Source organism: Parvularcula mediterranea, from assembly GCF_013085255.1.
Taxonomy (GTDB): domain Bacteria; phylum Pseudomonadota; class Alphaproteobacteria; order Caulobacterales; family Parvularculaceae; genus Parvularcula; species Parvularcula mediterranea.
Genome location: NZ_JABFCX010000003.1, coordinates 671507 through 683969, shown reverse-complemented (window position 1 = coordinate 683969; position 12463 = coordinate 671507). Strand labels below are relative to the sequence as shown.

The following is a 12463-nucleotide window of genomic DNA, read 5'->3' as shown; positions in this document are numbered from 1 at the left end:
GGAGGAGCATTCGTGAAGGACGTTATGGACTGCAAAACGACCTGCAATGACGATATCGTTGCGCTGAATGCCTATTGCCGGTGTCTCGCGATCGACCCCAAGGGCATCGCGCAGACCATCGCTGGGCAAGCACAGGCCAAACTAGGCCACCTCTTCGAAAGCCGGCCGCACCTCTTCGCAGCAACGGCGGTTTTCATCGACGAAGTTCAGCTCAGGGATATGGAGGTGCAGGCGTCAGCCATTGAAGCAGCGGCAGCCTCGCCGTCTTTCCGCCGCCTTGTGGCGGAGCGAACAAACCCACCGACCGCGCCGTTCGACACGAGGGGGTTGTTCCTCGGGTTTGATTTCCATCTCTCGCCGGAGGGTCCGAAACTTATCGAGGTCAACACGAACGCCGGGGGTGCCTTTCTCGTCGAGCGCCTCGAGAGAGCCGTCAGCACGACGGAAGAGAGCTGTAGGGAAGTGCCGTTCGGCACGATCTACCCTGTCGGTGGCGGTATCGTTCGCACCCTGAAAAAAGAGTTCGCTCTGGTCAGGCCTGAACACCCCCTGAGACGGGTCGCGATCGTCGATGAGCAGCCAACGGAGCAGTTTCTCTACCCGGACATGCTACTCGCCGCGGAGGAACTCGAGCTTCAGGGGGTCGAAGCGGTGATCTGCGACCCACGGGTCCTGGCGCTGCAAGGCGGGTCTTTATGGGCCGAGGGCAAGGAGATCGACCTGGTCTATAACCGGAGCTGCGACTTTCTGCTGGAGGATCCAGAAAATCGCGTGCTCAGCGATGCCCTGCAGCAGGGCGCAGCGGTGGTGAGCCCCGCGCCTCTTCATCATGCTCTTTATGCGGATAAAAGAAACCTTGTGACTTGGACGGACCCTGGCTGGCAGGCATCATCGGGCTTGCCGAGCGATGTCACAGGGACGCTCGAAAAGCTCCCGGAAACGGTGCTCGTGACGGGTGACAGCGCCGAGCATCTCTGGGCTGAGAGGAAGCGGTACTTTTTCAAGCCCTATGCGGGCTTCGGTAGCCGCGCTGTCTATCGCGGCGACAAGCTCACCAAGCGCGTCTGGCAGGACATCATTGCTGGGGGGTATGTGGCGCAAAAGCGCGTGGACCCGCCGATGCGCGCACTGGCTGGCGCAGAGAATATCGACGCTTTGAAGTTCGACATCCGCCTGTTTCGCTACGCGGGGAGAACCGAACTGGTTGCTGCCCGCATTTATCAAGGTCAGACGACAAACCTCCGAACCCCCGGAGGCGGGCTCGGAGCTGTCTTTGTGGTGCCTTCCTGACCGCCGGTCAGGTAACAATCACCGTGCTGATGGACGATCGAAGAGCCTGTAAAGAGGTACAACGATCAGGGCGATGTACCAGCCATAGAGGTAACTCTCGACGAGACCGATGGCGAAGCCCGGCAAGGTCAGGAACTCAAAACCTGGCAGGAGTGCTTCCCAAGCAGGGTGCATGTGGAGCGACGGGGGCGTCATAAGCCCCCACAGGATGCAGACCACGAAACTGAAAGCCAGAAACAGGCTCAGGGCGTGACCGAGTGGTATCAGACGCATGGGCGGAGCCTCCTTATTCCATTTCAATCTACATTCATTCTATACCCTTATGGGGTATCCGGCAACAGATCGGCTCGGTTGCCGCGCGCTGCGCCGCTCAGGGCTTGACGACCGGGTGATCTGCCGCGAGCCAGGCCTTCGTCGAGCCGAGGAAAACGTCGATATCGCTGCGTCCGTGTTTTAACAGAACCGATGCCGCAATGGTGGCCCGAGCGCCGCTTCCGCACATGACGGTGACGTTGCCTTCCGAAGGTACGTCGCCAATCCGATCAGCCAGATGGCCGAGATAGACGTTTTGCGCTCCTTCAATGTGGCCAGCATCGAATTCTTCGGCGGAGCGCACGTCGAGGAGTGTCCAGCCGTCCGAACCGAGACGGCTTTTGACTGTCTGCGTGTCGACGACTCCGACGCTTCGGAAGGGGTTGCCCGAAGCGGCGACAGGCATGATGCCGGGAAGAAATCCGGTCACATGGTCAAAGCCGATCCTGCCAAGTGTCCGTACGGCCGCTTCCGCCTGCTGAGCGTTGCGCGATATCAGAAGAACTTCTCCTCCTGGATCGAGCAGCCAGCCAGCGAAAGCTGCGAGCATATCGTCGGGGATACAGAAGGATCCAGGCGCATGGGCGCCGAGGAAATCGGCGATCCCCCGGATATCAACGAGCTGGGTCTTGCCGTTTTCCTGCAAAGCTCCGGGCGAGACCGGATCGGGAAGAAGGTACCGGCGCATGGCTGAGGCGCCTTCGAGATTCAGCTTCTCCATCAGCGAGAAGTAGGGCGGCGTGGGGTGTTCCTCGGCAAGCTTGGCCTCGATGAAAGCCTCGCGGTCATCGAATTGGAGGCGCGGATTGTTGCGGCGCTCATGTCCGATGCTGGAGAACTCACGATCAGCCATACCTGATCCGCATACGGAGCCTGCGCCGTGGGCGGGATAGAGAAGCGCCTGGTCGCCAAGCCCGACCAGCTTCTGAAGGCTATCGTAAAGGAGGCCAGCCACCTCTCTTGCTCGATCCGGATAGAAATCCGTGCGGCCGACATCGCCGACGAAGAGGGCATCGCCGGTGAAAACGCCGACAGGACCATCGTCGAAGGACTGATCGTAGAGGACGAAGGACAGGCTGTCATCCGTATGCCCCGGGGTTTCTAGAACTTCGATCGTGGCGGAACCGATTTCGAACCGGTCGCCCTCGCGCGTGGTTTCGGCATAGCTCACAACGCCAGCAGGGTTCGGCCCATGATGAACATTGGCGCCCGTCGCCTCAGCCAAGATCGGCGCGCCGGAGACGAGGTCCTCGTTCCGGTGTGTCTCGAAAATATGGGTGATCCGCATGCCGCGCTTCCGCGCTTCTTCGATATAGATCTCGATGTCCCGGCGCGGATCGATGACAGCGGCTTCGTTCCCGTCACCGAGGAAGTAAGAGAGGTGCGCAAGGCCATCGGTTTTTATCGTCTTGAGGATCATGATCTGTCCTTTCTGCTTTTCGGTGGAAAGTCGGTCAGCCTGCCCGGAAAAAATCTATTCTGATTGGTCGGTCACTTCGGGTGTGAGCTTGAAGAGAAATGATGCCGACATGGAGATGCAAAGAAATCCGTTAAAGGAGGAAACACCCGCGATGAAAGCAAGGTGTTCCGTAGGCATCACCTTTCCAAGGCCCAGCGTGGTGAAGGTGGCCAGAGCGAAGAAATAGACATCCATGAAATCCGCCGAAGGCGGCTTTCTGAAGTCACCGAGTTCCAACGCTCGCCCGAGTTCGAACCCCAACGCGTAGAGGCCGACCTCGAGGAAATGCATGGTCAGGAGGATGAGGCATATTCCGGCAAAGATCGGGGCGGTGAGACGTGATCGATCGATCGAGATCCGCTTCATGATCGCCCAGTGTAGGGTCAGCGTCGTCACGAAGATCGTGCTGGCGAGCAAGACAGCTAGGATCATTTCCAAAACCTCGGAGGGTTAAAGCTTTTGCCGACGGAGGCGGAGCGCATTACCGATGACCGATACGGAGGACAGGCTCATCGCACCTGCGGCGATCATCGGACTGAGAAGAATGCCTAAAAACGGGTAGAGAACACCGGCAGCCACCGGGACGCCGACGGCGTTGTAGACGAAGGCGAAAAAGAGATTCTCCCGAATGTTCCGCATCGTGATCTTGCTCAGGCGATGCGCGGCGGCAATGCCGCGAAGATCGCCTTTGACCAGGGTCACGGCTGCGCTTTCCATCGCCACGTCGGTTCCCGTGCCCATCGCTACACCGACATCGGCCTTGGCAAGCGCAGGGGCATCGTTGATGCCGTCGCCAGCCATGGCGACGCGCTTGCCGCCTTTTTGGAGTTCGGACACGACGGAAAACTTGTCTTCGGGCGAAACATCCGCATGCACCGCGTCGATACCGAGTCGGGTTGCGACGGCTTCGGCTGTGCCTTTTGCATCGCCGGTGAGCATGACGATCTCGAGCCCTGCTGCGTGGAGCATGGCGATGGCTTCCGGGGTGCTCTTTTTGATCGGGTCGGCGACCGCGATGATCCCGGCCGCCACGCCGTCGACGGCGACGAACATGACAGTTTCGCCGTCAGCCCTTCTTCGGCGCGCGGCCGCTTGGAAGTGATCGCTCGCGGCAGCTTCCGAAGCCATCAGCTTGCTGTTCCCGACGGCGACACGACGACCGCTCACCGAGCCGTGGGCGCCCTGGCCGGTCACTGACTGAAATCCTTCAGCGTGCGGTATGGTCAAGGAGCGCTCTGCTGCGCCGTTCACGATCGCTTCGGCGAGGGGATGTTCGGAGCTCCGCTCGACCGCCGCCACATCCGCAAGGAGGGCGTCCGCGTCGAAACCGGATGCGACTTCGATACCGACGAGAGCGGGCCGGCCCTCGGTCAGCGTACCGGTCTTATCGACGACCACGGTATCCACGCTTTCGAAGGACTCGAGAGCTTCGGCGTTCTTGATCAGAATGCCGTGCCGGGCACCTTTACCGGTCCCGACCATGATCGACATGGGCGTCGCAAGACCGAGAGCGCAGGGACAGGCGATGATAAGGACGGCGACAGCGTTGACCAAGGCGTAGCTGAATGCAGGCTGCGGGCCGAGCGCCCACCACGCGATGAAGGCAATGATCGCGGTGACGATCACCGTTGGCACAAAGACTGCGGACACCTTGTCCACGGTTTTCTGGATGGGAGCTCGAGAACGCTGGGCTTCGCTCACCATTCGGACGATTTGCGAAAGGACGGTATCTTCCCCGACACGATCAGCCACCATTATGAAACCGCCAGAGCCGTTGACGGTCCCTCCCGTCACTTTGTCGCCTTCTGACTTCGAGACGGGAAGGGGCTCGCCGGTGATCATGCTCTCATCGACACTGGACCTGCCCTCGGCGACCGTGCCATCCACCGGGACTTTCTCGCCGGGACGCACCCGCAAGCGATCACCCTCGCTGAGCTCTTCAATCGGTACCATTTCATCGGAGCCGTCCGGTGCGATGCGCAGCGCTTCGGGCGGGGCGAGTTCGAGAAGCGCGCGGATCGCACCGGACGTCGCACTTCGCGCGCGAAGCTCCAATACCTGGCCGAGCAGGACCAGCGTGACGATGACGGCCGCAGCTTCGTAATAGACGGCGACATGACCGCCGGGTCCGCGGAAGGCAGGCGGGAAGATCGCCGGCAGGAACGTGGCGATGAGCGAATAGACGAAGGCCACACCGACCCCGAGCGCGATCAGCGAGAACATGTTGAGATGCCCCGTTCTGAAAGACGCGAGGCCGCGGGTGAAAAACGGCCAGCCGCCCCATAGAACGACGGGCGCTGCGAAAAAGAGCTGCGCCCACTGGGTCCAGTTGCCTTCGATCATCTCCCCAAGGGGCTGACCGGGGATCATATCGCCCATCGTGTAGGCGAGAAGCGGCAGGGTAAGAATGGCTGAGACCCAGAACCGGCGGGTCATGTCTTTCAGCTCGGTATCGTCCGAAGGCTGCTGGGCCGCGCCTTCGGCCTCGAGCGCCATGCCGCAAATGGGACACGGACCAGGCTTCGTCTCGCGCACTTGCGGGTGCATGGGGCAGGTGAAGACCGTACCATCGTAGTCCTTCGGCACGTGATCGAACTTACCATTCGGGGCGGCTTCCCCTTTGGCATCGGCACCATCAAGTGAATTGTGATGCGTGCACGGATCGTGGCTCATGTCTGCATCCCTCTGAGGTAGGGTCTTGCGAGGAGAATGACGAAAATCGGGACGACCAACCATTGTAGAAAAGGCGTCAGACCGATGCCGAAGATCGTCGGAGCACCCTCGGCGTAACTCCACTGACCCAAAAGGTCCGCGAGCACCCATTCAGCACTGACTGTGATGGCGAGGCCAACGGCGATGAATGTTGCGATGGTTTTCTTCTCCGCACCGTCTCGCAACCAGTCCCGGGTTCCGGCTACGAAGCTCGCCGCCAGAAAGGCTGCGAGCGCAATGCCTGCGTCACCGAACGTGGCAAGGGTACACATCTTGGTACCCTCCCAGTGCGGCATGTTCGGCGCGTTGGCGTAGTAGGGTAGCTGCCAGAACTCCCAAATAAAGTTCAGGAGAAAGGCGAAGATGACCACTGCCATCTCCGGCCTCGCGAAAAGCCTGGTGAAGCGCTCTTTCATCCGTGTTGCTCCTCTTTCTGCAATTGCTGGCGCAGGAATATCCGCTCAAGAACAAATGTGAGGATGATGCCGACTACGGCGATCGCGACCACGAAAAGGTCCTGCTGCGCCTTCATCAGAGTGAAGGCGGTCAGAGCCACGGCATCGAGGACGATGGCCGTCCAGACAACCCAGGCCCTCGCGTCGACGTCGCTCTTGAGTTTTCTCAAGACGCCCCAATGGATGATGATGTCCATGACGAGGTAGAAGATGGCTCCCAACGCAGCGATCCTGGTCAGGTCGAAGAAGGCGGCGAGCACTGCGGCCATGACGACCGTGTAGACCAGAAGATGCCGCTGGATCGGCCCGGACATGCCGAAATGACTGTGCGGAACGAGGTCCATGTCCGTCAGCATGGTGAGCATGCGAGAGACGGCGAAGACGCTCGCCAGAATGCCGGACGCCGTAGCGATCAGCGCAATAACAACCGTGAAACCGACACCGAGATTGCCGAGCGCTGGGCGCGACGCTTCCGCTAGCGCGTAGTCCTTGGCCGCGACAATCTCATCGACGGTCAGGGTCGAGGCGACTCCGAAGGCCACAACGAGGTAGACGATCGTGCAGATGGCGAGAGAGATGATGATCGCACGGCCGACATTCTTCTTCGGCTCTTTCACCTCGCCGCCGGAATTGGTGATCGTCGTGAACCCTTTATAGGCGAGGATAGCGAGGGCTGTTCCGGCGATGAAGCCTCCGATGCCGGACGAATTCGCAACGCCGTTCTGGTAGGGCTCGAACGAGAACCCCGCCGCCCACATGGCGACGATCCCGAAGATCAGGATCCCGCCGATCTTGATCACCGCCGCGACCTGACTGATCCCGCCGATCCACTTGTTTCCGGCGATGTTGACCACGAAGGCGAAGACCACGAGGCCGACCGCGAGGACCGGCACCATGAAGCTGCCTTCCTCAACGCCGAAGGGCCTCAAGGCATAGCTGCCGAATGTGCGTGCCACGAGACTTTCATTGATGATCATCGAGAAAGCCATCAGGAGCGAGGCTGCGCCAGTGACGGTGCTCTTCCCGTAGGCTTTCTTCAGGATCATCGCGATCCCGCCTGCGGACGGATAGACGTTCGTGACCTTGATATAGCTGTAGGCGGAGAACCCGCTGATGATCGCTGCAAGGACGAAAGCGAAGGGGAAGAGATCCCCGGAGAGCTCCGCAACCTGCCCCGTCAGGGCGAAGATCCCTGCACCGATCATGACGCCAGTGCCCATGGCGACGGTGCCCCAGAGAGACAGGCTTCCTTCGTCGTAATTGTCGTTAGTGCTCATGGCTGTCGTCTCCATGGTTATCCGAGGGCGCAGGGGCGGCGCTGAAACTCCAGTGCAGGTGGGTGATGCTCCAGGCGTCTCCCTGTTGTTCGAGCAGAGCCGTTTCAAGGAGGATGCTTGCTCCGCTGGTACCTTCCACGCGGGAGCGGGTGATGACTGCAGCACCGTTTGTCCCTAGGCGGATGGTCTTCCGCTCGAGGACTTTTGACGTCCGTTCCTGAGAGGCGCGGAGGTCCGCCGGTAGGTGATGGCCTGCATAGGCAGCGAAGCCGTCTTCGATCTTGCCGCCTTCGGCGATGAGGACGTCGCTCGACAGGACCGATCTGACGGCTTCGGCCTGTCCCGTTGCGTAGGCTGCGGCGAGGCTTTTGACTGCGGCATTGGGCGAAGAGAGGTCTGCTTCGAAGTCCGTTCCATCCGTGGTTGTCAGGCCCTGATCGGCATGACTGTCGCCGTCATGGCCATCGTCTTCGTGATCGCCGCTGGTTTCGCCCCCGTGGTCATGGTCGTGTCCGTTCCCTGAGCTTTCGGGGAGCTGCTTCACGCCGAGGCCATAGCTGTAGACGAGCTGGCCGCCCCACCATGCGGTGATCACGACCAGGAGCCCCGCGACGGCGATTCCTGCGACCTGGCCCCCGCCAGGCGCTTCCTTGCGCGAAAGCCAGCGCCACGTGGCAACGGCTAGAACGGCGAGCCCCGAAGGCACGGCCCAGTTCCGGTGCGTGGTCATCGCCTCGTGCGAGGGCCCGTCATGGGCCACGCTGTAGTAGGCTTCAAAGCCCGCGGCGATCGTGGCAATGACGAATCCCGCCGCGAGGAACAGCATCCAATCCGCCGCGATCGTCATGCCCTGCCTCTGCCGCAGGTTCGGGACCAGCCGCAGGAGATAGAGGATGGCTGCCGTGCTGGCGAAAGCCAGTGTGTAGTGAACCAGAATGGGATGGATGTTCGGTTCGATGAGATCGAGATTCACGACGGCCTCCTAAAACCAGATCCGTGTACCGAAGACACCAAGGGTCTCGCTCGGATCGCCTCCGGCCGCTTCGATGAAGTCAGCTGTTCCGCCGAAGCTGCTGCGGTGCTCCACGCCGATATAGGGCGCGAACTCTCTGGCGAACTCGTACCGCAGGCGACCGCCGATACTGAGCGAGGTAAGGCCTGAACCGAGCTCTCGGTCGTCGATCGTCTGGGCACTGAGTTCGGCTTCGATCCTTGGCTGGAGGATCAGCCTTTGGGTCAGGAACCATTCGAGTTCAGCTTCAATGCGGGCGGTGACGTCGCCATCCTCGGACAGGAACACCGCCGTGTCCGTCTCGAACCAGTAGGGCGCGAGGCCTTGGATACCGATCGCGAGATGGGTCAGCCCGTCGGGCTCGATGTCGTGGCGAATGCCCGCCTGGAGATCGAAGAAGGGCGAGATCGCGCGGGAATAGAGGAGCTGGACCTCTGCCTCTTCGAGGGCGCCCTCATCGAGAGCATAATCGCCCTCGGTCTTCATCCAGATCTTCCGAAGATCACCGCCGTAATAGGCTTGCGCATCCCACAGAAGCGTTCCGTCCCCGCCCGTGTCCTGCCACTCGAACCGGTCGAGCATGAAGAGGCCAAAGGGCGTCCGGCCGTTCTCCTCAAGAAGCCGCTCGCGGGCCTTACGCATCGTATCGGGACCATAGACTGCGTCGGCAGCATCCCAGGGGTTCGCACTGCTCGATTGTGCGAAGGCGGAGCTGCCGGCGACCGTCACAGCTAGGACCGCAAGGCTGTTGAGAAAGTGTCTCATTGGTCGCCTCCCATCCCGGTCATTCCGTGATCACCATGGGACATAGCGTCGTGGTCCTTGTCCGGCTTCGTGGCGGCCGGTGGTCCCATTCCGACCATCTGCAAGGGTGGCCGCTCGTCCGGGGGAAGCACACTGACGACCTGCATCATGCCAGCATGCATGTGGTAGAGGAGGTGGCAGTGGAAGGCCCAGTCGCCGAGCTCCGGCGGGGTCATCTCGACCGAGAGTTTTTCGCCGGGCTTCACGAGGATGGTGTGCAGTCCCGGAAGGTAGCGTTCACCGTCTTCGTCCTCCTCGTAACCAGGGATGACGAGGTCGAAGAACATGCCGTGGAGGTGGATCGGGTGCGGCATCATCGTGTCGTTGACAAGCGTCATCCGTACACGTTCGCCGTGGTAGAGCTTGATCGACTCCTCGACCTCGGAGAACCGCACGCCGTCGAAGGACCACATGTACCGTTCCATGTTGGAGGTCAGGTGCAGCTCGATCTCGCGTTCGGCAGGTCGCCGATCTGTGTTGGGGTGACGGCTTCTGAGCTGGCTGTAGGAAAGCGTGCGGTGAGGCACTCGCTCGAGGCCTATGCCCGGCTCGTCGAGGCGGCTAACGGGGTTCATGGCCGTCGCGGCCACGGCGGGCCCCATCGGGTGGTCGTGCTCCGTCATGCCAGGGCTCTCGTGGCCCATGTGCATACCGTCCTTCATTCTGTCCTTAGGCTGATCGTCAGGGTAGGAGAGGTTGTGACCCTGTCCCTGCATTCCCGGCTCGTCAGGGGTCGCCATTGAAGCGTCCATGCCGGACATGCCTGCCATTCCCGCCATGCCCATGTCCTTCATGGTGAGAAGCGGGCGCGGGCGTAGTGGCGGTGCCTCCGCCGTCTCGCCCATGCGGGGGGTGAGCGTTGCGAGGGCCTGACCCGAACTGTCGATCGAGGCCGCGACCAACCGGTAGGCGCGGTCCTGCGGCTCGACGATGACGTCATAGGTTTCAGCCGTGCCGATCTGGAACTCATCGAACGTCACCGGCCGGACATCGAGGCCATGCACATTCACCACGGTCATCGGCAGGCCCGGAATGCGGACGTTGAAGATCGACATGGCGGAGGCATTGATGATCCGCAGGCGGACGCTCTCGCCCGGTTCGAAGATGCCCGTCCAGTCGTCGGAAGGCCCGTGGCCATTGACGAGGTAGGTGTACTGCGCACCGTTTACGTCGGCGATGTCCGTGGGCATCATCCGCATACGGCCCCACATGGCCCTGTTTTCGAGCGCCGAACCGAGTCCGTCTTCCCTCGCGTCGGCGATGAGATCCCCGGCGGTGCGCTTTTGGTAGTTCAGGCTGTCGCCCATCTTTTTGAGCTCGGCGAAGATCCGGTGCGGATCCTGGAAGGTCCAGTCGGACAGGACGATCACGAACTCCCTGTCATAGGGAGCCGCCTCCGGCCCTGCAGGGTCGATGACGAGCGGGCCGTAAAGGCCGAGCTGTTCCTGGAAGGCTGAGTGGCTGTGATACCAATAGGTGCCTGCCTGTTTCAGCGGAAAGCGGTATTCGAACGTCGAGCGGGGCGCGATGCCTGGGAAGCTCACCCCGGGAACGCCGTCCATTTCAAACGGAACGAGGAGGCCGTGCCAGTGGATCGAAGACCACTCATCAAGTTTGTTCTCGACACGGAGGAGGACGTCTTCTCCCTCCTGGAGGCGCACGAGAGGAGCGGGGAGGGTCCCGTTGACGGTCACCGCAGGCGCCCTGCGTCCGTCGATACTGATAGGCGTGTGATCGATGGTGAAATCGAAACGGTTGTTCGTGACGCGCTGCAGACCCGTATTTCCGCGGGGTCCTGATTGAGCCCAGGCAGGCAGAAGGGACTGTGCAGTGAGCGCTGCGGCAGTGCCGGTTAGAAAATGACGTCGATTGAGCATAATATCCTCGTTCTGGTGAGACTCCGAAGGCAAAGGCGAAAGCTCGCCTGCGGAGTATTCTCACTGGAGGATGCGGTCATGTTCCGAAGTGGGCGTTCGTCGCCTCAGGGGCGGCCCTCGAGCGGGCAGGGTGAGCCTCTCTTTGCGAGGGCGAGCGCTGGCGACCTTCTGGCTCTGGCCAATCACTGCGGCAGTGAAAAAATCGCCCGGCCAATCCCAAGCGCTCGTCAGGAAATCCGAAGCGCTTTCACAGTGTGCACAATCGTCCGGGCACGGCGCCTTATTGCCTCCCTCGTGGTCCGTACTCTCTCCGTGATGGCCTTGGGGCATTGCGCCGTCGGCCGACATGGCTTTTGCCAAGGGTTCGGTAACAGCCACCCCACAGATCGCATGACCGCTCGCAAGGACGATCGTGAGCAGGACCAGAAGCGCTCGGATGAAGGACGGGAACCGGATCATGCTAGCCAAGCACCAACATCTTAAGCGGCATCCAGATGCCCATGGCGATCATGACCAGGTTCTCGGTGAGAGAGAGGAAGCCAAGGGGAACGTTCGAGTCGCCGCCGACGCAGGCGCATTTAAGCTCGCGCTTATCGAGATAGACAGCTTTGATGACCGAGGCGGCGCCGATCGTACCGATTGCAAGGGCAATCGGAGAGCCGACAAGTGCCAAACTTCCGCCCGCGATCATCAGAACCGCCGCGAGCCCCTCTGCGAAAGCATAGATGTATCCGTAGGGCACCCAACGCTTCGCGAGGAGGTCGTAGTTTAGGAACATGGTCGAGAAGCTCTCGACATCGCGGAGCTTCTGGATCGCGAGCACGGCCATCGAGAAAGCCGCGAACCATTCGATACCGCGCAGGCTGATGACTTGGCCTGTGGCAACGATGCTCGCGCCCCAAGCCATCAGTGCACAGACGCCAAAGATGACGAGAACAGGTGTGTAGGTCTTTTCGCCTTCCTTCTTGGCAAGGCTGGAGTCGAAATGTTTCTTGAGAGCGTCGAAGCCCCCGATGCGCTCGCCATCAATGAAGGTCTGAGGCGTCGTTTTCACCCCATGCTCCTCTTTGAAGGCGTCGGTCTCCTCACGGGTTCTGAGATGATGGTCTTCGACCTCGTAGCCCTTCCGCTCAAGGTACCATTTCGACTTGATGCCGTAAGGGCAGACATGCCCCGGCATCACCATGCGGTAGAGACGAGCCGTCTTCGTGGCGGCTTGCGTCTCGTGGGCAGAACTAAGGGTGGTGGCACTCATTCGGAGTTCC

The 12463-nt window shown here is 61.0% G+C and carries 11 protein-coding genes; 1 reads left to right on the top strand and 10 read right to left on the bottom strand.

The window, feature by feature from the left end; translation table 11 throughout:
• Positions 1-12 precede the first annotated feature (12 nt).
• On the top strand, positions 13-1290 hold the full coding sequence (locus HK107_RS12075; protein WP_173200116.1) for a hypothetical protein: 1278 nt from the start codon (positions 13-15) through the stop codon (positions 1288-1290).
• An 18-nt stretch (positions 1291-1308) separates the two neighbouring features.
• Here HK107_RS12075 and HK107_RS12070 read toward each other — a convergent pair whose 3' ends face one another.
• The 10 genes from HK107_RS12070 to HK107_RS12025 form a co-directional block, all read right to left on the bottom strand.
• Positions 1309-1563, bottom strand: a complete 255-nt coding sequence (locus HK107_RS12070; protein ID WP_173200114.1) for a hypothetical protein — start codon at positions 1561-1563, stop codon at positions 1309-1311.
• A gap of 97 nt (positions 1564-1660) precedes the next feature.
• Positions 1661-3022 carry an MBL fold metallo-hydrolase gene (locus HK107_RS12065; protein WP_173200111.1) on the bottom strand — a complete coding sequence of 454 codons (1362 nt, stop codon included), beginning with the start codon at positions 3020-3022 and terminating at the stop codon, positions 1661-1663.
• 54 nt (positions 3023-3076) lie between these two features.
• Positions 3077-3493: an ion channel gene (locus tag HK107_RS12060; RefSeq protein ID WP_173200109.1), complete on the bottom strand. Its 417-nt coding sequence runs from the start codon at positions 3491-3493 to the stop codon at positions 3077-3079.
• An 18-nt stretch (positions 3494-3511) separates the two neighbouring features.
• Positions 3512-5734, bottom strand: coding sequence for a copper-transporting P-type ATPase (locus tag HK107_RS12055; RefSeq protein ID WP_173200107.1), 2223 nt, complete (start codon positions 5732-5734; stop codon positions 3512-3514).
• Positions 5731-6189 (bottom strand): hypothetical protein, encoded by a 459-nt coding sequence (locus tag HK107_RS12050; RefSeq protein WP_173200105.1) that lies wholly within the window; start codon positions 6187-6189, stop codon positions 5731-5733. Before HK107_RS12050 ends, HK107_RS12055 begins: the two co-directional genes overlap by 4 nt.
• On the bottom strand, positions 6186-7505 hold the full coding sequence (locus HK107_RS12045; protein WP_173200103.1) for an APC family permease: 1320 nt from the start codon (positions 7503-7505) through the stop codon (positions 6186-6188). Before HK107_RS12045 ends, HK107_RS12050 begins: the two co-directional genes overlap by 4 nt.
• The gene (locus tag HK107_RS12040; RefSeq protein ID WP_332871545.1) at positions 7495-8478 is read right to left on the bottom strand and encodes a DUF2231 domain-containing protein; all 984 of its coding nucleotides are present in this window, start codon (positions 8476-8478) and stop codon (positions 7495-7497) included. The genes HK107_RS12045 and HK107_RS12040 overlap by 11 nt, the downstream gene beginning before the upstream one ends.
• Before the next feature lie 9 nt (positions 8479-8487).
• Positions 8488-9282 (bottom strand): copper resistance protein B, encoded by a 795-nt coding sequence (locus HK107_RS12035; RefSeq protein WP_173200101.1) that lies wholly within the window; start codon positions 9280-9282, stop codon positions 8488-8490.
• A complete protein-coding gene (locus tag HK107_RS12030; RefSeq protein ID WP_173200099.1) occupies positions 9279-11198 on the bottom strand; it encodes a copper resistance system multicopper oxidase in 1920 nt (639 codons plus the stop codon). Before HK107_RS12030 ends, HK107_RS12035 begins: the two co-directional genes overlap by 4 nt.
• Positions 11199-11658: 460 nt before the next feature.
• Positions 11659-12453: a MauE/DoxX family redox-associated membrane protein gene (locus tag HK107_RS12025; protein WP_173200097.1), complete on the bottom strand. Its 795-nt coding sequence runs from the start codon at positions 12451-12453 to the stop codon at positions 11659-11661.
• Between the last annotated feature and the right edge of the window lie 10 nt (positions 12454-12463).

Bases quoted from the DNA above. Each gene is read 5' to 3' on its own strand.
- HK107_RS12070 (WP_173200114.1), bottom strand. From the start codon at position 1,563: ATGCGTCTGATACCACTCGGTCACGCCCTGAGCCTGTTTCTGGCTTTC.
- HK107_RS12065 (WP_173200111.1), bottom strand. From the start codon at position 3,022: ATGATCCTCAAGACGATAAAAACCGATGGCCTTGCGCACCTCTCTTAC.
- HK107_RS12060 (WP_173200109.1), bottom strand. From the start codon at position 3,493: ATGATCCTAGCTGTCTTGCTCGCCAGCACGATCTTCGTGACGACGCTG.
- HK107_RS12055 (WP_173200107.1), bottom strand. From the start codon at position 5,734: ATGAGCCACGATCCGTGCACGCATCACAATTCACTTGATGGTGCCGAT.
- HK107_RS12050 (WP_173200105.1), bottom strand. From the start codon at position 6,189: ATGAAAGAGCGCTTCACCAGGCTTTTCGCGAGGCCGGAGATGGCAGTG.
- HK107_RS12045 (WP_173200103.1), bottom strand. From the start codon at position 7,505: ATGAGCACTAACGACAATTACGACGAAGGAAGCCTGTCTCTCTGGGGC.
- HK107_RS12035 (WP_173200101.1), bottom strand. From the start codon at position 9,282: ATGAGACACTTTCTCAACAGCCTTGCGGTCCTAGCTGTGACGGTCGCC.
- HK107_RS12030 (WP_173200099.1), bottom strand. From the start codon at position 11,198: ATGCTCAATCGACGTCATTTTCTAACCGGCACTGCCGCAGCGCTCACT.
- HK107_RS12025 (WP_173200097.1), bottom strand. From the start codon at position 12,453: ATGAGTGCCACCACCCTTAGTTCTGCCCACGAGACGCAAGCCGCCACG.